The following is a 20,766-nucleotide window of genomic DNA, read 5'->3' as shown; positions in this document are numbered from 1 at the left end:
TGCATGATGAGTAGGACATGGACGCCACCACCGCGCTGGTCTTCGGAGTACTCGCACTTCTTCTCGCAGGGCCTGTCCCTGCGCTGCTGAGTCGAGCCCGATGGCCGCATCACGCCCCCCGAGCAGCACTCGTGCTGTGGCAGGCAATCGCCCTCGCCGCGGTCCTGTCCGCGTTCAGTTCGGGACTCGCGATCGCCAGCCAGCTCCTGGTCCCCGGACCGGACGGCCGCCCCACCACCGCACCGGTCGCCGAGATCGACGCCCTCGGCCTGCCCTTGTGGCTGCTGTACGTGGTGGTGTTCGCGCTGACCCTCCTCGTCGGGGCCAAACTGATCTTCGCGATCGTGCAGGTCGGTGTCCGCACCCGGCGCCGCCGCGCCCGGCACCGCATGCTCGTCGACCTCCTCGACCGCTGCGACTCCTCGTCCCCCCTCGCCCGCACCCCCGACCTGCGGGTCCTCGACGTCACCGAGCCCATCGCCTACTGCCTGCCCGGGCTCCGGCAGCGGGTGGTGCTCAGTCAGGGCACGTTCACCAACCTCGACGACGCGGAGATCACCGCGATCCTCACCCACGAGCGGTCCCACCTGCGGGCCCGGCACGACCTCGTCCTCGAGGCGTTCACCGCCGTCAACGCCGCCTTCCCCACCGTGGTGCGCAGCAAGTCCGCGCTGGGATCGGTGCAGCTGCTGGTGGAGATGCTCGCCGACGACTCCGCCGTCCGCGCCACCGGGCCGACCGCACTGGCACGGGCACTCGTGGCCTGCTCGGGGTCGATCGCCCCGAAGGGCGCCATGGCCGCCGGCGGTCCCAGCACCCTGCTGCGGGTGCAGCGCCTGGCGTCCACCGAACAGGGCACCCGGGTCGCGCTCGCCGCGTACGCGGCGTCCGTGGCCATCCTCGTGGTGCCGACCATCGCCGTCGCCGTCCCCTGGCTCACCGAACTGAGCCGGTTGTTCAGCGCCGTATAGTCGCCCAGCTCACAGTCCGCCGGGTTCGATAACCGGGTGCCCCGTCGCGTACACTGGTCGGCGGTCGCCACTGCGGCCCATCAACACTGAAACGGCACACAGCCCAATTCCCCGCACTTCCGCGAATGGATTGACCAGGTGACATGTGCCCTGGCTCGTCCCTTTGTGCGTGCTGCACGACAGCCCCCGCTCCGCGACGCGCCCTATGCCCGGAGAGGTACCCGCGTGACCAACGCTGTCCAGACGACGTCTGCCCCACTCGAGCAGACCGAGACCGACACCCCTGACCAGAACGCCACCGACGCCGAGACGGCCACCGTGACGTTCGCCGAGATCGGCCTGCCCGCACCCCTGGTGCAGGCCCTCGCCCGCAACTCCATCACCGTCCCGTCGCCGATCCAGGCGCTGTCCGTCCCCGACGCGCTGGCCGGCACCAACGTCCTCGGCCGCGCACAGACCGGTTCGGGCAAGACCCTCGCGTTCGGCCTGCCGATGCTCGCCCGGCTCGCCCGCCACGACGACCGGCCCGCCGCCAAGCGGCCCCGCGCACTGGTCCTGGTGCCCACCCGGGAGCTCGCCTTCCAGGTGGTCGACTCCCTCAACTCGTACGCCGGGGCGATGGGGCTGACCGTCCGCCCCGCCGTCGGCGGCACCCCGTTCACCAAGCAGGTCGACCAGTTGCGCCGCGGCGTCGACATCCTCGTCGCCACCCCCGGCCGCCTCGGCGACCACCTCCGTCAGGGCACCTGCATCCTCGACTCCGTCGAGATCACCGCCCTCGACGAGGCCGACCAGATGGCCGACATGGGTTTCCTGCCCGAGGTGCGGTCCATCCTCGGCGAGACCCCGGCGGACGGCCAGCGTCTGCTGTTCTCCGCCACCCTCGACCGTGAGGTGCAGTCGCTGGTTCGCCAGTTCCTGCCCGATCACGTGCAGCACTCCACCGAGGACGGTCGCGCCAGCGTCGACACGATGGAGCACTACGTGCTGCTCGTCGACCGCGGACAGAAGGACAACGTTCTCGCCGAAATCGGTGCCCGCGAAGGCCGCACGATCATGTTCGCCCGCACCAAGCTCGGCTGCGAGGGCATCACCGACCGCCTCCGCGCGGTGGGCATCGCCGCGGAGGCCCTGCACGGCGGCAAGGCACAGAACCAGCGCACCCGGGTCCTCGAACGCTTCAAGAACGGCCGCACCCCCGTGCTCGTCGCCACCGACGTCGCGGCCCGCGGCATCCACGTCGACGGCATCGACCTGGTCGTGCACGTCGATCCGCCCGCAGACCACAAGGACTACCTGCACCGCGCAGGCCGGACCGCCCGCGCAGGCGAGAAGGGCACCGTCGTCGCGATCGTGCTCCCCAACCAGAAGCGCACGTTCCGCCGCCTGACCGGCATGGCGGGCGTCGACGCCACCGCCGTGCCCGTCACCCCCGGCTCCGAGAAGCTGGCCAGCATCACCGGAGCCAAGGCGCCCAGCGGAGAACCGGTGCGCGACACCTACTCCCGCGGCGAGCGCGGCGACCGCAAGTTCGGTGACCGCGGACCGCGCCGCGAAGGCGGATACGCCGGACGCGACGGCGGCGGGTACCGCGGCAACCGCGGCTTCGACGGTCGCGGCTCCTCCGACCGGGGTGGCCCGCGCCGCGACTCCGGTGAGCGCAGCTACGGTGACCGCCCGTCGGGTGGCCGCAACTTCGAGGGCCGTAGCTTCGAAGGCCGCGGCAACGAGGGACGGGGTTACGAAGGGCGCGGCCCGCGCCGCGAGCAGACCGACAACCGGTCCGGCGGCTACCGCGGCGACCGCCCGCAGCGTGACGGCGACAACCGCGGTGGGTACCGCGGTGACCGCGACAGCCGGACGTTCTCCGATCGCGCGCCGCGCCGCGACTTCGGCGACAGCGCGCCCCGGCGCGACTACGGCGACCGCGCGCCCCGGCGCGACTACGGCGACCGCGGCGACAGCCACCGCGGTTCCGGCGAGCGCAGCTTCGACCGCAGCGCACCGCGCCGCGACTTCGGCGACAACCGCGGCGCCGCAGGCGGGTTCCGCCGCGACGACCGGCGGGACGACCGGCGGGACGACCGCCGCCCCGCGGCCACGTCGGAGCGGCGTCCCGCGTCGACCGGCGGCGGGTTCCGCAGCCGCACCGACCGTCGCTCGTACGACGGCTTCGACGGCCCGCGCCGTGAGCGCCGCAGCTGATCGGACGATGCCGTGACACGAAGGCCGGCCGTCGCATGTGCGACGGCCGGCCTTCGTGTGTTTGGCTTAGCCGGTCGAGTTTTTCGTAGCCGCCGATTTCACTACCGCCGAGCGAGAGGGAATGCTGTATCCATGACTATCGACAACACTGAGGGTGCCCGCGCGCAGATCGGCGTCACAGGCCTGGCCGTCATGGGCTCGAACATCGCCCGCAACTTCGCCCGGCACGGTCACACGGTCGCGCTGCACAACCGCAGCATCGCCAAGACCGACGCCCTCATCGCGGAGCACGGCAGCGAGGGCGACTTCGTCCGCACGGAGACCATCGAGGAGTTCGTGGCAGCGCTGCAGAAGCCGCGCCGCGTGCTGATCATGGTCAAGGCCGGCGACCCCACCGACGCCGTCATCGAGGAACTCGCCTCGGCGATGGAGCCCGGTGACATCATCATCGACGGCGGCAACGCCCTGTACACGGACACGATCCGCCGTGAGGCCTCCCTCCGGGACCGTGGTCTGCACTTCGTCGGCGCCGGCATCTCCGGTGGCGAGGAGGGCGCCCTCAACGGTCCGTCGATCATGCCGGGCGGGCCGAAGGAGTCCTACGAGGCCCTCGGACCGCTGCTCGAGTCGATCGCCGCGCAGGTCGACGGAACCCCCTGCTGCACGCACATCGGCCCCGACGGGTCCGGGCACTTCGTGAAGATGGTGCACAACGGCATCGAGTACGCCGACATGCAGCTGATCGGCGAGGCGTACAACCTGTTCCGCGCCGCCCTCGGCTACGACGCGGACCAGATCGCGGACGTGTTCACCGAATGGAACTCCGGCGACCTCGAGAGCTACCTCGTCGAGATCACCGCCGAGGTGCTGAAGCAGAAGGACGCGAAGACCGGCAAGGCCCTCGTCGACGTGATCGTCGACGCCGCGGAGCAGAAGGGCACCGGCCGGTGGACCGTCAAGTCCGCCCTCGACCTCGGTGTCCCCGTCACCGGCATCGCCGAGGCCGTGTTCGCCCGCGCCCTGTCCGGGTCCCGCGAGCAGCGCAAGGCCGCGGTCGGTCTCGCGTCCGGTCAGCTCGCCGACAAGCCTGCCGACGCCGCCCAGTTCACCGAGGACATCCGGCAGGCGCTGTACGCGTCGAAGGTCGTGGCGTACGCGCAGGGATTCGACCAGATCGCGGCGGGCAGCGCCGAATACGACTGGGATCTGCATCCGGCCGACCTCGCGACCATCTGGCGTGGCGGCTGCATCATCCGCGCCCGGTTCCTCAACCGCATCAAGGACGCGTACGACGAGAACCCGGCGCTGCCGAGCCTGATCCTGGCCCCGTATTTCCGGGACGCCATCGAGACGGCCATCGACAGCTGGCGCCGCGTGGTGTCCACCGCCACCCTGCTGGGGATCCCGGTGCCGGCGTTCGCGTCGTCGCTGTCCTACTACGACGCCCTGCGCGCCGAGCGGCTGCCCGCCGCCCTGACGCAGGGGCAGCGGGACTTCTTCGGCGCCCACACCTACGAGCGGGTCGACGCCGAGGGCAAGTTCCACACCCTGTGGAGCGGTGACCGCAGCGAAGTGCAGGCCTGACCCTCCCCGATCGACCGTCCCCGGCCGTGGCGTACCGCAGGTGCGTCACGGCCGCGGCGTCGGACACCGCCTTCGCGGGCGGTAGCCTTCTGGATATGCCCGACGACGAGTTCGCCTCGCCCGCACCGGTGGGTGAGACGTTCCTCGCGCTCGGTCTCCCCGCGGTGATGACCCACGCCCTCGACCGCGGCGGCATCGCCGCGCCGTTCCCGATCCAGGCGGCCACCATTCCCGACGTCCTCGCCGGCCGGGACGTGCTGGGCCGGGCACCGACCGGGTCCGGGAAGACCCTCGCGTTCGGGCTGCCGATGCTCGTGCGGCTCACGGGCGCGGCCGGCAGGCGCGGGTACCCGCGCGGCATCGTGCTGGTGCCCACCCGCGAACTGGCGCTGCAGATCGAACGCGCACTGGACGAGCCCGCCCTGTCGGTGGGGTTGCGGGTGGCGAACGTCGTGGGCGGGGTTCCGATCAAACGGCAGGTCGAGACGTTGTCGCGGGGCGTCGACCTGCTGATCGCGACGCCGGGGCGCCTCGCCGACCATCTGGCGCAGGGCTCGGTGTCCCTGGACGACGTGACGGTGCTGGCCCTCGACGAGGCCGACCACATGGCCGACCTGGGGTTCCTGCCGCAGGTCACGGCGATCCTCGACAAGACGCCGGCCGGGGGCCAGCGACTGCTGTTCTCGGCGACCCTCGACGGCGAGGTCGACACCCTCGTAAGCCGGTACCTGCACGACCCGGTGACGCATTCGACGGCGCCGGTCGCGGCGACGGTGCCGACGATGCGGCACCACCTGCTGTACGTCGACCGGCAGGACAAGTATTCCGTTGTGGCACATATCGGTTCACGATCCGGGCGGACGTTGATGTTCGTGCGCACCAAGTTCGGGGTGGACCGGGTGGCGCAGGAACTGCACGCCGCCGGCGTCGCGGCCGGGGCCCTGCACGGCGGCAAGGCCCAGAACAACCGCACCCGCACCCTGGCGTCGTTCGCCGACGGCACCACCCCGGTCCTGGTGGCCACCGACGTGGCGGCCCGCGGCATCCACGTGGACGGCATCACGCTCGTCGTGCACGTGGATCCGCCCACCGAGGCCAAGGACTACCTGCACCGGGCTGGGCGCACCGCCCGCGCGGGCGAATCCGGCGTGGTCGTCACCCTCGTCACCGAGGACGAACGGGCTGCGGTCGAGAAGCTGACCCGCAAGGCCGGTCTCGACGTCACCGGCACGCCGGTGCGGCCCGGCGACCGGGTGCTCGCCGAGATCACCGGCGCACGCCGCCCCACCGGGAAGGCGGTCCCCGCGCCGGACACCCGGGCGCCGGCGCAGGACACCCCCAAGAAGGGCAGGCAAGCGCACGATCCCGGGGGCCGCACCGCCCGTCGCGGAACGCCCGGCGACGGTGGAGCGGCCCGGTCGGGTGCGCGGCGCGGACGGAAACCCGGACCTGCGTCAACTCCCCACGGACACCGCAACCGCGGGGCACACTGAGAGGCATGTCCCTGCCGTTCGCGTCGATCGTGTGCGCGCTGATCGCGGCTCTGCTGTTCGCGTGCGCGTCGGTGGCGCAGCAGCGTGCGGCGTCCGCCGTCCCCGAGGACGCCGCACTGATGACGACGCTGCTGCGCAGTCCCCGCTGGTGGGCCGGCTTCATCGGGGACGGCGGCGGGTACGTGATGCAGGCCGTGGCGCTGGCGCTGGGGTCGGTGCTGGTGGTGCAGCCGCTGCTGGTGACGGCGCTGCTGTTCGCGTTGCCGCTGTCGGCGAAGTTCTCGGGGTACCGGCTGAGCCGCACCACGTGGGCTCTCGCCGTCGCGCTGGCCGTCGCGCTCGCGATCTTCCTGGTGGTCGGCGACCCCACCGAGGGGAACGTCGACGCCCCGTTCCGGGAATGGGTGCTGCCCCTCGGCATCCTGCTGGCCGTGGTGGCGGCCGCGGCCGCGGCGGGGATGACGAAGATCGACCCCGGGTGGCGGGCCCTGCTGCTCGGCGGGGCGGGCGGCATCCTGTACGGGGTGGCGGTCGCGTTCACCAAGTACGTCGTTGAACTCGTGCCCCGCGGGTTGGGGGCGGTGCTGAGCAGCTGGCAGGCGTGGGCGCTGGTCGCCGCCGGACTGGTGGGGGTGTATCTGCAGCAACGCGGCTTCCAGGTGGGTCCGCTGTCCGCGTCACTGCCCGCCCTGACCATCGCCGAACCGCTCGCCGCCGTGTTCCTCGGCATGACCGTCCTCGACGAACGCCTGCGCGTCGCGGGCCCCGGACTCGTGGTGGTCGGCTGCTCGGTCGCCGTGATGCTGGTCGCCACGATCGGACTGTCCAGGTCGCAGGCCCAGCAGACATCCGACACCGCCGCAATTTCCCCGGTATCGTCCTGACATGTGCAGTTCCTCGACGGGCATCGCCCTCCTTATGACCTGACGTACGACGACGTGTTCCTGGTGCCGAACCGCACCGAGGTGACGTCGCGATTCGACGTGGACCTGGCCACCGCGGACGGGTCGGGCACCACCATCCCGATCGTCGTCGCGAACATGACGGCGGTGTCCGGGCGCCGCATGGCCGAAACCGTCGCCCGCCGTGGCGGTCTGGTGGTCCTCCCCCAGGACCTTCCCGCCCGCGCCGTCGCGGAGACCGTGTCCTTCGTCAAGAGCAGGCACCTGGTCGCCGACACTCCGGTGACGCTCGGCCCCGACGCCGCCGTGTCCGACGCGCTGGCGTTGCTGCCGAAGCGGGCGCACGGCGCCGTCGTCGTCGTCGAGGAGGACCGCCCCGTCGGTGTCGTCACCGAGGCCTCCTGCACGGACGTCGACCGGTTCGCGCGACTGCGCGCGGTGGCGTTGACCGACTTCGTCACCGCCCCCGTCTCGGCGTCGCCGCGGGAGGTGTTCGAACTCCTCGACGGCACGCACGACTCGCTCGCCGTGATCGTGCACCCGGACGGCACCCTCGCCGGTGTCCTCACCCGCACCGGCGCCATCCGGGACGGCATCTACCAGCCCGCCGTCGACGGCAACGGGAAGCTGCGGGTGGCCGCGGCCGTCGGCGTCAACGGTGACGTCGCCGCGAAGGCGCGCGCCCTCGTCGACGCCGGGGCCGACCTGCTGGTCGTCGACACCGCGCACGGCCACCAGCAGAAGATGATCGACGTCCTCGGCGCACTGAGGAAGGCCGATCTCGGGGTGCCGCTGGTCGCAGGAAACGTGGTGTCCGCCGCCGGCACCCGGGACCTGATCGACGCGGGCGCCGACATCGTGAAGGTCGGGGTCGGGCCGGGCGCGATGTGCACCACCCGCATGATGACGGGGGTGGGCAGGCCGCAGTTCTCCGCCGTCGAGGAATGCGCCGCGCAGGCCCGCGCGATGGGTGCGCACGTGTGGGCGGACGGAGGTGTCCGTCACCCCCGCGACGTGGCGCTCGCCCTGGCCGCGGGCGCGTCGAACGTGATGATCGGGTCGTGGTTCGCCGGCACCTACGAGTCGCCCGGCGACCTGCGCGTGGACCAGTCCGGCAACGCGTACATCCTCGAACAGCCCTTTCCGGGCCCGGTCGAACGCGGTGTCGGTGGCGGTGCGCGCCGCGACCGCACGCTTGGAGGCCATCCCGAAGCTCTCCTCCTGCACGTACGCGGGCGCCCGGACGCTGGCGGAACTGCACGAGCGGGCCGTTCTCGGTGTGCAGTCGGCCGCCGGGTTCGCCGAGGGCCGCCCGCTGCCTGCCGGCTGGTGACGACCGCATCCTGAAGTGCCGGAGGGTGTCCTGTTCCACGGAGCCGGACATCCCCCGGTATCATGGGTCGCTCAACCACACCAGTTCTCGGCGCCGGACCCGTCCGGGCCGTCGAGGCCGAACGAGAGGACTCCGGTGCCCGCGGCACCCACCTACGCAGCAAGCGCCCCACCCGCCGTCTCCGGGAGTGTCGTGCCCTCCTGCTCCGTGGAATCGGACTCCGATTCCGCCGGTTCGGAGGGCTCCTCTATCGAGCCGGGTGACAAACCCGGCGACCCCCGTTCCTCCGCTCGGCGGCGATGATCCATGGACATCGCGCTCAGCATTCTCGCCCTGCTCGGCTTTCTCGCCCTGACCGCGGGTACCGCGTTGTTCGTGGCGGCCGAGTTCTCCCTCACCGCCCTCGAACGCAGCACCGTCGACGCGCACGCCCGCACCGGTGACCGGCGGTCCCGGCAGGTGCAGCACGCGCATCGCACCCTGTCGTTCCAGTTGTCGGGGGCCCAGCTCGGCATCACCATCACCACGCTGATCACCGGCTACCTGTCCGAGCCGGTCCTCGCCCGCTTCATCACCCCGGCGCTGTCCGCGATCGGGTTCAGTGAATCCGCCGCCGCGGCAACGTCTTTGGTGATCGCCCTGATTCTCGCGACGTCGTTCTCGATGGTGTTCGGCGAACTCGTGCCGAAGAACCTCGCCATCGCGCACCCCCTGCCCACGGCGCGGGCCACGGCGGGAATGCAGGCCGCGTTCTCGCTGATCTTCAAATGGGCCATCAACGGGCTCAACGGCAGCGCGAACTGGCTGGTGCGACGCCTCGGCATCGAACCGGCCGAGGAGTTGCGGTCCGCGCGGTCCCCGCAGGAACTCGGTTCCCTCGTGCGGACGTCCGCGCAGCGCGGCGCCATCGACAAGGGCACGGCGCTGCTGGTCAACCGCTCGCTGCGCTTCGGCGAACGGACCGCGGAGGAACTGATGACCCCGCGCGTGAAGATCGAGACCCTGTCCACCACGGACACGGTGGCCGACCTGATCGACACCGCGGCCCGCACCGGGTTCTCCCGCTTCCCCGTCGTCGACGGCGACCTGGACGACGCCGTCGGCATCGTCCACATCAAGCACGCGTTCGCGGTGACGGCGCAACGCCGCCGCACCACCCGCCTCCACACACTGGCCCAGAAGGTGCCGGTGGTGCCGTCCAGCCTGGACGGCGACACCCTGATGGAACGGATCCGGTCCGACGGCATGCAGGTCGCGTTCGTCGTCGACGAATACGGCGGCACCGCCGGAATGGTGACGATGGAAGACCTGATCGAGGAAATCGTCGGCGACGTCCGCGACGAGCACGACGAACCGGAGATCGACGTCCAGCGGATCGGCGACGGCTGGTCCTGCTCCGGGCTGCTGCGCGTCGACGAGGTCTCCGAGACCACCGGCTACACCGCACCCGAGGGGGAATACGAAACCCTGGGCGGTCTCGTGCTCACCGAACTCGGGCGGATTCCCGACGAGGGCGACGAGGTGCACCTGCCGCTGCCCGAGGGCGCGCACGACCCCGGCGGCCGGTGGGTGGCCACCGTGACCCACATGGACGGCCGGCGCATCGACCGGGTGCTGCTCACCCCGAAACCCGTCGAGAACACCGGCAGCGAGGAGGCCGACGATGAGTGACCTCTTCGGTGTGCTGCTCACGTTCGTGCTGCTCGCCGGCAACGCGTTCTTCGTCGGCGCCGAGTTCGCGCTGATCTCGGCCCGCCGCGACCGGCTCGAGGCCCTCGAGGCGCAGGGTAAGAAACGTGCCCGCACCGTGATCCTCGCGGGCGAGAACCTGTCGCTGATGCTGGCCGCCGCGCAGCTCGGCATCACCATCTGCTCGATCCTTCTCGGCAAGGTCGCCGAACCGGCGATCGCGCATCTGCTCGAGGTCCCGCTGCACGCGGTCGGGCTGCCCGCCGGGCTGCTGCATCCGATCGCGTTCACGATCGCGCTGGCGCTGGTCGTGGTGCTGCACATCCTGCTCGGTGAGATGGTGCCGAAGAATATCGCCCTGGCGGGCCCGGAGCGGACGGCGATGCTGCTGGTCCCGGTGCACCTGCTGTTCATCAAGCTGGCCCGGCCGCTGATCTCGTTCTACAACTTGTGCGCCAACCTGACGCTGCGGATGCTGCGGGTGGAGCCGAAGGACGAACTCGACGTCACCGTGTCGGCGGTGGAACTGTCCGAGATGATCGGCGAATCCCGGTCCGAGGGGCTGATCGACGCGGAGGAGCACCGCCGGCTCACCCAGGCGCTGGAGACGACGGACCGCACGGTCACCGAGGTGATGATCCCGCTGAGCGAGGCGCGGACCATCCCCCTCACGGAGGGCGGCACCCGGCTCGGCGCCATCGAGCAGGCCGTCGTCGAGACCGGCTACTCCCGGTACCCGGTGCGCGCCGAGGACGGGTCGCTGGTCGGGTATCTGCACCTGAAGGACGTGCTCGACGACATCCTCGACGAGGAGGCCGGACCCGACACCCTGATCCCGCGGTCGGACATCCGCCCGCTGCCGCGGATGTCGACCACCACCCCGCTCGCGGAGGCACTGGCCAGTCTGCGCCGCGCCAGCTCCCACCTGGGGGCGGCGGCGGACCCGTCGGGGCAGATCGTCGGCATCGTCGCCCTCGAGGACCTCGTCGAGGAATACGTGGGCACCGTCCGCGACGGCACCCACCGCAACAACGGTGTCAATCCGGGACAGCGAACGAGCTGATCGGATGAACGTTCTGGACGCGTCGGAATGGATCCCTCGCCGCGACCGGCACCGGGCGCGGGTGTCCGCGCTGATCGGGCCGCACCTGGAGCGGCGCGACCGCGGGGAGAGCCACCCGGTGAACGACTTCCTGTTCACCTATTACAGCCACCGGCCGAACCAGCTGCTCCGCTGGCACGCCGGGTGGGGCACCGTCCTCGCCGGCGCGGACGAGTACGCCGACCTGCGCGGGTATCACCGCACCGACGCCGGTGTCACCGTCGACCCGGAGTTCCTGCGGCGCCGCGCGGACACGGTCGCGTTCACCGCACGACTGATGGAGGCGACCACCGGGCGGCCCACGCACCTGTCCTGCTTCGGCCTGCACGAGTGGGCGATGGTGTACCGGTCCGAGGACGTGCGGCACGGCGGCGTGCCGCTGCGGCTCGGGCCGGGCGGCACCGACTCCGTGGTGGAGTCACTGCAACTGCGCTGCACCCATTACGACGCGTACCGCTTCTTCACCCCGGCCGCCGAGCCGCGGAACAGCGTCCCGCTGACCCGGGCCGACCAGCTCGGCCGGGAGCAGCCCGGGTGCCTGCACGCGTCGATGGATCTGTACAAGTACTGCTACAAGCTGGCCCCGATGATCGACTCGGACCTGACCGTCGACTGCTTCGAATTGGCCCTCGCCGCACGAGAACTCGACATGCGGGCCAGCCCGTACGACCTCAGCGGGTACGGCTACACCCCGATCCCGATCGAGACCCCGCACGGCCGCGCCGAATACGTCCGGGAGCAGGCGGCGCTCGCCGCCCGCGCCGCCCCGCTGCGTGCCGAGTTGCACGACCGGTGCCGCCGGTTGCTCGCCGACGTGGGGCCGTGACTCCCCCGGTGCCCGGGGACTACCTGGCGGCCCGCCTCCCCGTGTTCGCGGTGGCGGCCGGTTCGCTGACCGCCCTCACCGGCGCCGTCGACCGGTTCGACCGCGCGCACGGCCGCGACCCGCGGCGGTGGCGGCTCGACGCCGAGCGGATCGCCGCGTCGTTCGCGAGCGACCGTCTGCTGCGAGTGTCGGGCGCCCCGGTGCCCGGTTTCGCGGAGCTGTCGGGGTTCTTCCCGGCGTCGGACGGTTGGGTGCGGACCCACGCCAACTACCCGCACCACCGCGCGAGACTGCTGTCGGCGCTCGACCTGTCCGCCGACGCCGGCCGGGACGCGGTGGCCGCCCGGATCGGGCGGCTCACCGCCGCAGGCGTCGAGGACCGGGCCGCCGCCGCGCGGGCCGTCGCGGTGCGGGTGCGGACGGCCGCGGAGTGGGCGGCGAGCCCGCAAGGGGCCTCCGCCGCGTCCGGCGACCTCGTGACCACCGTGGTGCACGCCGCCGGGCAGCGGGTCCGCCGGGCTTCCGGCGCGGGACCGTTGGCGGGGGTGCAGGTTCTGGACCTGACCCGGGTGATCGCCGGTCCCGTCGCCACCCGCACACTGGCGCTGCTCGGCGCGGAGGTGCTGCGGATCGATCCGCCGTCGCTCCCCGAGATCGTCGTGCAGCACCGCGACACCGGGCAGGGCAAGTGGTCCGCGCTGCTCGACGTGCGGTCCGCGGCCGGTCGCGCGGTGTGGGACCGCCTGCTCGCCGAGGCGGACGTGGTCGTCACCGGTTACCGTCCGGGCGCGCTGGACGGGCTGTTCGACCACGCCCCACCGCATCTGGTGCGGGGGCGGGTGTGCGCGTGGGGCGGCTCCGGTCCCTGGGCGGACCGGCGGGGATTCGACAGCATCGTCCAGGCGGCGTCGGGGATCGCGACGATCGAGGGCGGCGGCGGCATTCCGGGCGCGCTGCCCGCGCAGGCACTCGATCACGCGACCGGGTATCTGCTCGCCGCCGGCATCGTCGACGCCCTCGCGACCGGGTACACCGACGGGCGCGGCCGGTCCGTCGACGTGTCCCTGGCCCGCACCGCGGCGTGGCTGCTGACCGCGGACGGCCGATCCGAAGATCCGCCGCCGCCCCCGGTGCCCGGACCCCGCTGCCTCACCGTGCACGGCGACCTGGTGACGGCGCGCCCCGCCCTGGCCGAATTCGACGACTACCCGTTCCCGGCCCGGCCCTGGGGCGGCGACGCCCCCGCCTGGCCCGGGCTCATCCCGTCGCCGTGAACCGTGCGCTCGGTTCCCCGCTCAGATGTCCCGGCGTCAGCTTGCGACCGCACAGCACGAGGAGCAGGTCCTGGGCGGAACCGCGCAGCGGCGCACCCGCACCGAAGGTCCAGGGGCGATCGTCCGCGGTCAGCTGCACTCCCGTCAGGTCGATGCCGAAGTACTTCACGTGCTTCGGGCCGACGCCGCCGAGGACCCGGTCGAGGCGGTCGTCCGGGACTCTCCTGCCCAGGCCGAGCGCCACCGACACGTCGAGACCGTGGATCACGTCGTGGGACAGTGCCCCCTCGAAGCCGCCGCCCGGCGGCGTCCACGAGTGCGCGACGTTCTCCTCCAGCGTGTGCAGCAGCGCGTCGGCGGTCAGGGTCCGTGCGTCCTCGCGGGCTTGCGCGTCCGACATCCGGTTGAAGTTGCCGCGCGCCTTCACCATCTTCAGCAGGATCCGCGGCGTCGACAGGCGGTACGGCATGGTGATGTGCGCGATCACCTCCCTCGTGCGCCACCCCGCGCACAGCGAGGCCGCGTCCCATTGCTCCGGCGTCAGTCCCGCCAGCATCGACGCCAGGTCGCGCCGCTCCCCGGCGACCCAGTCCGGTGCCGTGTCTGGTGCCATGTCCGTCTCCTCCGGTCGCCGTGTCGTGCTCTACGAAGGCAGACCGTGCCCGCCGGCGAAACTCATCGCGGGGCCGTGAAGAATGGTCTGGTGAGCACACACGACTACACGCTGACGGTCAGCTGGACCGGCAACCGCGGCGCGGGAACGTCGGGCCCGGACACCTACGACCGGGACCACGTGATCGCGGCGGCCGGGAAACCCGATCTGCCGGGCAGCGCGGACCCGTCGTTCCGCGGCGACGCTGCACGCTGGAATCCGGAGGAACTGCTCGTCGCGTCGCTGTCGCAGTGCCACATGCTCTGGTATCTGGGTCTGGCCGCCGCGGCCGGTGTGGTCGTCGTCGACTACCGGGACCACCCGACGGGCACGATGTCCGAACACCCGGACGGGGCAGGCGAATTCACCGAGGTCGTGCTGCATCCCACGGTGACCGTCGCCGATGCGGCGATGGCCGCGCGCGCCGAGTCGCTGCACGCCCGGGCGCACGCGAAGTGCTTCATCGCCCGGTCGGTCGCGTTCCCCGTGCACCACCGGCCGACGGTGGTGACGGTGTGAGCAGGCAGCGGCTGATCGTCGACGTCGACACCGGCATCGACGACTCCCTCGCCCTGCTGTACCTGCTGGCCAGCCCGGAGGCCGAGATCGCCGGCATCGCCAGCACCGCCGGCAACGTGCCCGTCGAGCAGGTCGCGGCGAACAACCTGAACTGGCTCGAACTGTGCGGGGCACCGGACGTCGAGGTGGCGCTCGGCGCCCGGGTGCCGCTGTACTGCCCGCTGCGCACCACCGAGGACACGCACGGCCCGCAGGGCATCGGGTACGCCGTCCTCCCGCCGTCCGGCCGGTCGCTGTCCGCGCGGGACGCGACCACCCTGTGGGTGGACCTGGTCCGGGACGCTCCCGGGGAACTGACGGGGCTGGTGACCGGGCCGCTGACGAACCTGGCCCTCGCGATCCGCGAGGAACCGGAACTGCCCCGGCTGCTGCGGCGCCTGGTCGTGATGGGCGGGGCGTTCAACCACCCCGGCAACACCACCCCCACCAGTGAATGGAACGTGTCGGTGGATCCGGAGGCGGCCAAGGAGGTGTTCGACGCCTTCTCCGGTCTGCCGGAGGGCAGCCGTCCCATCCTGTGCGGGCTGGACGTCACCGAGACGATCGAGATGACACCGGACCACGTGCGGCGGCTGGCGGAGGCGGCGGGCAGCACGCCCGCCGAGATCATCTCCCCCGACGACGGCCCGCACGTGCGTTCGACCGCGAGCAACGCGGTGATCCGGCACCTGTCCGACGCCATCCGGTTCTACATGGACTTCCACCGCACCCACGACCAGGGGTTCCTGGCGCACATGCACGACCCGTTCGCGGCGGCGGTGGCGTTGAACCCGGCGATCGCACGGACCCGGCCGGCGACCGTCGACGTCGAACTGCACGGCCGGCTCACCCGGGGCACCACGGTCGCCGACTGGGTGGGGCACTGGAACCGGGAACCCAACGTCGACGTCGCGGTGAGCACCGACCCGGCCGCGTTCTTCGACGATCTCGTCGACCGGGTCGGGCGCTTCGCGAAATCAGTCGGCTGAGGAGTCCGCGCCGTCGAACGCGTCGAGGATCTCGGCGGCGGCCAGCGCCGCCGTCAGGGAACCCTCCCGCACCCGCTGTTCGACGTCGCCGCGGATCGCCTTGACCCTCGTGTTCGACGCGAGGCGGCGCAGCAACTGGTCGTTGACCATCGTCCACGTCCAGTCCACCTGCTGGCGGCGCCGGTTCTCCTCGAACTGCCCCGCCGCGGTCAGCACCTCCCGGTGCTTGCAGACGGTGTTCCAGAAGTCCTCGAGACCGACACCCTCGAGACCGCTCATCGTGATCACCGGCGGCGTCCACACGGCGTCGTGCGGGTAGATCAGACGCAGCGCCCCGGCGAGTTCCCGGGCGGCGCCCTTCGCCTCCCGCTCGTGCTTGCCGTCCGCCTTGTTCACCGCGACGAGGTCGGCGAGTTCGAGGACCCCCTTCTTGATGCCCTGCAACTGGTCGCCGGTGCGGGCCAGGGTCAGGAAGCAGAAGCAGTCCACCATGTTCGCGACCGTCACCTCGGACTGCCCGACACCGACCGTCTCGACGAGGATCACGTCGAAACCGGCCGCCTCGAGCAGCACGATCGTCTCGCGGGTCGCCTTCGCGACCCCGCCGAGGGTCCCCGACGTCGGGGACGGCCGGATGTAGGCGTCCTTCTCGACGGTCAGCCGCGCCATCCGTGTCTTGTCACCCAGGATCGACCCGCCGGTGCGCGTCGACGACGGGTCGACGGCCAGCACCGCCACCCGGTGCCCCTGCCCGATCAGGTGCATCCCGAGCGCGTCGATGAACGTGGACTTCCCGACGCCGGGCACCCCGGTGATCCCGACCCGGTGCGCCTTCCCCGACTCCGGCAGCAATTCGAGCAGCAGCCGCTGCGCCGCCTCCCGGTGATCGGTGCGGGTGGACTCGACCAGGGTGATGGCCTTCGCCAGGCCGGCGCGCTGATTGGCGCGCACGGCCTGGGCGAGGGCATCGATGTCGACTGGAGGGCGCCCCATGCTATTCCGGGGTGCCCGTCAGGTCGTGGCCGAGCTGCGCGGCCAGCTTCTCGAGCAGACCGCTGGCGGCGTCCGCGATGACCGTCCCCGGCGGGAAGATCGCCGCGGCACCGGCCTCGTACAGTTCGGCGAAGTCGCCGGGCGGGATGACGCCACCGACCACGATCATGATGTCGGGACGTCCCACCGCCGCGAGTGCTTCCCGGAGCGCAGGCACCAGCGTGAGGTGACCTGCGGCCAACGACGACACACCGACCACGTGGACGTCGTTGTCGGCCGCCTGGTTGGCGACCTCTTCCGGGGTCTGGAACAGCGGTCCGACGTCCACGTCGAATCCGATGTCCGCGAAGGCCGTGGCGATCACCTTCTGGCCGCGGTCGTGACCGTCCTGCCCCATCTTCGCGATGAGGACACGGGGACGCCGGCCCTCCTCCTCGGCGAACTTCTCGACGAGTTCGGTTGCCTTGTTGATGTTGTCGACCTTCCCGGCCTCGTCCCGGTACACCCCGCTGATGGTGCGGATCTCGGCCTGGTGACGCCCGTACACCTTCTCCAGCGCCTCGGAGATCTCCCCGACCGTGGCCTTCGCCCGGGCCGCGTCGATCGCCAGCGCCAGCAGGTTGTTCTCCATGCCGCCCTCGGTGGCCGCGGCGGCGCGACTCAGTTCCGCGAGCGCCGCCTCGACGGCTCCCGAGTCCCGGTCGGCGCGCAGCCGGTCCAGCTTCTCGAGCTGTTCCTTGCGGACCCGCGAGTTCTCGACCTTGAGGACCTCGATCTCGTCGGCCTCGTCCGGCACGTACTTGTTGACGCCGATCAGCGGCTGCCGGCCGGAGTCGATGCGGGCCTGGGTGCGGGCCGCGGCCTCCTCGATGCGCAGCTTCGGGATGCCCTCGCTGATCGCCTGCGCCATGCCGCCGGCCTCTTCGACCTCGGCGATGTGTGCGCGCGCCCGGTTGGCCAGCTGGTGGGTGAGCCACTCGACGTAATGCGAACCGCCCCAGGGGTCGATGGGCCGGACGGTCCCCGACTCCTGCTGCAGCAGCAGCTGGGTGTTGCGGGCGATGCGGGCGGAGAAGTCCGTCGGCAGGGCGAGGGCCTCGTCGAGTGCGTTGGTGTGCAGCGACTGGGTGTGCCCCTGGGTCGCCGCCATCGCCTCGACACACGTGCGGGCCACGTTGTTGTACACGTCCTGCGCGGTCAGCGACCAGCCCGACGTCTGCGAGTGGGTGCGCAGCGACAGCGATTTCGCGGACTTCGGTTCGAACTTCGCGACCAGTTCACTCCACAGCAGGCGGCCGGCGCGCAGCTTCGCGACCTCCATGAAGAAGTTCATGCCGATCGCCCAGAAGAACGACAGCCGCGGCGCGAACTTGTCGATCTCCATGCCCGCGTCGAGGCCGGCGCGGATGTATTCGACACCGTCGGCGAGGGTATACGCCAACTCCAGGTCGGCGGTGGCCCCGGCCTCCTGAATGTGGTAGCCGGAGATGGAGATCGAGTTGAACTTCGGCATCTTCGCGCTGGTGTACGCGAAGATGTCGGAGATGATCCGCATCGACGGCTTCGGCGGGTAGATGTAGGTGTTGCGGACCATGAACTCCTTCAGAATGTCGTTCTGAATGGTTCCGGCCAGCTGCTCCGGGGCGACACCCTGCTCCTCGGCGGCCACGACGTACAGCGCGAGGATCGGCAGCACCGCACCGTTCATCGTCATCGACACGCTGACACTGTCGAGCGGGATGTGGTCGAACAGCTGACGCATGTCCAGGATCGAGTCGATCGCCACCCCGGCCATACCGACGTCGCCCTGCACCCGCGGATGGTCGGAGTCGTAGCCGCGGTGCGTCGCCAGGTCGAACGCCACCGACAGACCCTTCTGCCCGGCCGCGAGGTTGCGGCGGTAGAAGGCGTTGGATTCGGCGGCGGTGGAGAAGCCCGCGTACTGGCGGATCGTCCACGGCTGGTTCACGTACATGGTGGGGTACGGCCCGCGCACGAACGGCGCGGCGCCCGGGAAACTGCCGACCGGGTAGCCCTCGGCCTCGGCGGCGTCCCGGTCGGCCTTGGTGTAGACCGGTTTGACGTCGATGCCCTCGGGGGTGGACCACACCACCTGTTCCGGGCTGTAGTGGTTCGCCGCCGCGGCGGACGCGATCAGCTCCTCGGTCTGCTCCGGGGTCGGAGCGGACGGCTGCGGAGACTGCGGATCCTCCAGTGGCACTTCGGCGAAGCTGCCGATCGCGTGCTTGACCTCGCGAGTAGTCACTTCTTGCTCCCTGTGTCGCCCGAGGAGTCGCTCGGGCTCTCGATGGTGTCGAGCAGGCCGGACAGGACCGAGACTGCGTCGATGCGGGCGGTGACGAATCCGTCGGGCCGGGCGGCGCCGTCCGCGTCGGCGACGACCTTCTCCGGGCCGGCGAGCAGCACGGTGCCGATTCCGGCGGCGCGCAGTTCCTCCACCGCGGCCGTGGCCTCGGCGGCGTACCGCTTGTCGGTGCCGCAGATCACGGCGATGCCGGCGCCGGAATCCTGCGCGGCGGCGGCGATGCTGCCGTCACCGACCGCGAGGGGGCCCGGGTTGAGGGCCTCGATGCCGCCCGACGCCAGCAGGTTCGCGCTGAACGTGGTCCGCACGTTGTGCTCGGCGACGGGTCCGAGCGGGGCCAGGAACACGGTGGGTCGCGCACCGTGGGCCGCCAGGTAGGCGTCGGAGCGGTCCCGCAGCGCCTCGAACGCGGCGGCGTACCGGGCGACCCGGCCGGTGCCGGCGGCGCCCGCGGGCAGCGGAGCCTCGCCGAGGTTCGGGAACTCGTTGACGCCGGTGACGGTGGTCTTGCGGTGCGCGATGTCCGAATCACGTTGCGCGCGAGTGGAGGCGATCCGTCCACCGATCAGGCCGGCGTCGAGTGCGGCGAGGTAGCCGCCGGCCGCCTCGATCTGCTGGAAGAACTCCCACGCCTTCGCCGCGACCTGCTGGGTGAGGTCCTCGACGTACCAGGACCCGGCCGCCGGATCGAGCACCCGGCCGAGGTGCGACTCCTCGAGCAGCAGCAGCTGGGTGTTGCGGGCGATGCGCGCGGCGAAGGTCTTCGACACCCCCAGCGCCCCGGCGGGCAGCGCGGAATCGAACGGCAGCACCGTGACGGCGTCCGCGCCGCCGACGCCGGCACCGAACGCGGCGAGGGTGGTGCGGAGCATGTTCACCCACGGGTCGCGCTGCGCCATCATGGCGGCGGACGTGACGGCGTGCTGCGGGGCGCCACCGAAGTCGGAGGCGCCGCACACCTGGGCGATCCGCGCCCACACCAGCCGCGCGGCACGGAACTTGGCGATGGTCTGGAACTGGTCGTCGGTGGCCGAGAACCGGAAGCCGAGCTGCCCGAGCGCCTGCCCGATGGTCAGCCCGCTCGCGGTGAGCACCCGCAAGTACTCGAGCCCCGCCGCGATCGACGCGCCGAGTTCCTCGGCGTCGGAGGCACCGGCGTCGTGAAATGCGGTGCCGTCCACCGCGATCGCCCGCACGCTCTCGGACCGGGCCGCGGACTCGGTGGCGAGGGTCACCGCGTCGCCGAGTTCCACGTCGGCGGCACCGGCGAACGCACTCGTCAGCGGTGCGGCCCCGAGGTCGACACGGACCGCGGTGCGGTCGGTGACCCCGTCGCCGGCGGCGGCACGCGCGTCGAGCAGCGCGAACAGCGCCCGCGCCGCGAGCGGTGCGTCGGTGCCGGCGTCGAGGGTCAGCGGGGCGAGGTCGAGGAGCACCCCGTCGAGGGCCGTCTCCAGGGACCGGACGGGGAGGTCGGCGCCGCCGACGGCGAGCCACAGGGCGCTGACCCCGTTCTCCAGGGAGTCCAGGACGGAGCGGTTGACGTCCGCGGCCTCCGCGCCGTCACCGAAACGGGCACTGACCAGCCAGCCGGCGTTGACGTCGCGGGTGGCGTCGGCGCCGCGCACGTAGGGGAAGGTGCCGGGCAGGGGCTGCTCCGGGCGCTCGTCGCGGGGGCTGTAGAGCGGTGCGACGGTGACACCGTCGTAGGTGACGGTCTCGAGGAGCTTCTGGGGTTCCGGACCGAGTTCCGCGGCGTCGATCCGACGCGACTTCGCGAGGACTCCGGCCACGGACTGCTGCCAGTCGGCGTACGCCCGCGCAGCTTCCTCGGTTTCTGAAGCTAGTGACACGGTGTCGGCTTCCTCT

General features: G+C 71.6%; 15 protein-coding genes and 1 pseudogene. 12 read left to right on the top strand and 4 right to left on the bottom strand.

The genetic code is table 11. The annotated features are described in order from the left end of the window. Positions 1-17: 17 nt before the first annotated feature. From ACFU5V_RS11865 to ACFU5V_RS11820, 10 genes and pseudogenes are all read left to right on the top strand, one after another. Positions 18-971 (top strand): M56 family metallopeptidase, encoded by a 954-nt coding sequence (locus ACFU5V_RS11865; RefSeq protein WP_276139868.1) that lies wholly within the window; start codon positions 18-20, stop codon positions 969-971. A gap of 225 nt (positions 972-1,196) precedes the next feature. Continuing rightward, entirely contained in the window at positions 1,197-3,176 is a 1,980-nt protein-coding gene (locus ACFU5V_RS11860; RefSeq protein WP_378699300.1) for a DEAD/DEAH box helicase, read from the top strand. 132 nt (positions 3,177-3,308) lie between these two features. Then, on the top strand, positions 3,309-4,760 hold the full coding sequence (gene gndA, locus ACFU5V_RS11855; RefSeq protein ID WP_378440142.1) for an NADP-dependent phosphogluconate dehydrogenase: 1,452 nt from the start codon (positions 3,309-3,311) through the stop codon (positions 4,758-4,760). A gap of 95 nt (positions 4,761-4,855) precedes the next feature. After that, entirely contained in the window at positions 4,856-6,253 is a 1,398-nt protein-coding gene (locus ACFU5V_RS11850) for a DEAD/DEAH box helicase (RefSeq protein WP_378699296.1), read from the top strand. A 5-nt stretch (positions 6,254-6,258) separates the two neighbouring features. Beyond that, positions 6,259-7,137, top strand: coding sequence for a DMT family transporter (locus tag ACFU5V_RS11845; RefSeq protein WP_378699294.1), 879 nt, complete (start codon positions 6,259-6,261; stop codon positions 7,135-7,137). 3 nt (positions 7,138-7,140) lie between these two features. Further along, positions 7,141-8,257 (top strand): annotated as a pseudogene (locus ACFU5V_RS11840) (GuaB1 family IMP dehydrogenase-related protein); the annotation flags it as partial. A 537-nt stretch (positions 8,258-8,794) separates the two neighbouring features. Beyond that, positions 8,795-10,159, top strand: a complete 1,365-nt coding sequence (locus tag ACFU5V_RS11835; protein WP_378440134.1) for a hemolysin family protein — start codon at positions 8,795-8,797, stop codon at positions 10,157-10,159. Then, complete coding sequence (locus ACFU5V_RS11830) at positions 10,152-11,240, top strand: hemolysin family protein (RefSeq protein ID WP_378699288.1); 1,089 nt, start codon at positions 10,152-10,154, stop codon at positions 11,238-11,240. The genes ACFU5V_RS11835 and ACFU5V_RS11830 overlap by 8 nt, the downstream gene beginning before the upstream one ends. A 4-nt stretch (positions 11,241-11,244) precedes the next feature. Next, on the top strand, positions 11,245-12,105 hold the full coding sequence (locus ACFU5V_RS11825) for a 3-methyladenine DNA glycosylase (protein WP_378699286.1): 861 nt from the start codon (positions 11,245-11,247) through the stop codon (positions 12,103-12,105). Continuing rightward, the gene (locus ACFU5V_RS11820; RefSeq protein WP_378699284.1) at positions 12,102-13,379 is read left to right on the top strand and encodes a CoA transferase; all 1,278 of its coding nucleotides are present in this window, start codon (positions 12,102-12,104) and stop codon (positions 13,377-13,379) included. The genes ACFU5V_RS11825 and ACFU5V_RS11820 overlap by 4 nt, the downstream gene beginning before the upstream one ends. On the opposite strand, the gene ACFU5V_RS11815 is transcribed toward ACFU5V_RS11820, so the two are convergent. Then, complete coding sequence (locus ACFU5V_RS11815) at positions 13,363-13,992, bottom strand: maleylpyruvate isomerase family mycothiol-dependent enzyme (protein ID WP_378699282.1); 630 nt, start codon at positions 13,990-13,992, stop codon at positions 13,363-13,365. The genes ACFU5V_RS11820 and ACFU5V_RS11815 overlap by 17 nt on opposite strands. Positions 13,993-14,082: 90 nt before the next feature. Between ACFU5V_RS11815 and ACFU5V_RS11810 the strand changes: the two genes are divergently transcribed. After that, positions 14,083-14,550, top strand: a complete 468-nt coding sequence (locus ACFU5V_RS11810; protein ID WP_378699280.1) for an OsmC family protein — start codon at positions 14,083-14,085, stop codon at positions 14,548-14,550. Further along, positions 14,547-15,578 carry a nucleoside hydrolase gene (locus ACFU5V_RS11805; protein WP_378699278.1) on the top strand — a complete coding sequence of 344 codons (1,032 nt, stop codon included), beginning with the start codon at positions 14,547-14,549 and terminating at the stop codon, positions 15,576-15,578. Before ACFU5V_RS11810 ends, ACFU5V_RS11805 begins: the two co-directional genes overlap by 4 nt. On the opposite strand, the gene meaB is transcribed toward ACFU5V_RS11805, so the two are convergent. From meaB to ACFU5V_RS11790, 3 genes are read right to left on the bottom strand one after another with little or no spacing between them, the layout of a single operon-like run. Continuing rightward, positions 15,567-16,571, bottom strand: a complete 1,005-nt coding sequence (gene meaB, locus ACFU5V_RS11800) for a methylmalonyl Co-A mutase-associated GTPase MeaB (RefSeq protein WP_378699276.1) — start codon at positions 16,569-16,571, stop codon at positions 15,567-15,569. The two genes, ACFU5V_RS11805 and meaB, sit on opposite strands and share 12 nt — an antisense overlap. A gap of 1 nt (position 16,572) precedes the next feature. Next, positions 16,573-18,837, bottom strand: a complete 2,265-nt coding sequence (gene scpA, locus ACFU5V_RS11795) for a methylmalonyl-CoA mutase (RefSeq protein ID WP_378440715.1) — start codon at positions 18,835-18,837, stop codon at positions 16,573-16,575. Continuing rightward, positions 18,834-20,750: a methylmalonyl-CoA mutase family protein gene (locus tag ACFU5V_RS11790; protein ID WP_378699273.1), complete on the bottom strand. Its 1,917-nt coding sequence runs from the start codon at positions 20,748-20,750 to the stop codon at positions 18,834-18,836. Before ACFU5V_RS11790 ends, scpA begins: the two co-directional genes overlap by 4 nt. Positions 20,751-20,766 lie beyond the last annotated feature (16 nt).

Origin of the sequence: Rhodococcus sp. NPDC057529 (assembly GCF_042802055.1) — a bacterium.
Lineage (GTDB): Bacteria > Actinomycetota > Actinomycetes > Mycobacteriales > Mycobacteriaceae > Rhodococcus_F.
Note: the sequence above shows the minus strand (reverse complement) of the source record. Positions and strands in the feature narration are given on the sequence as shown.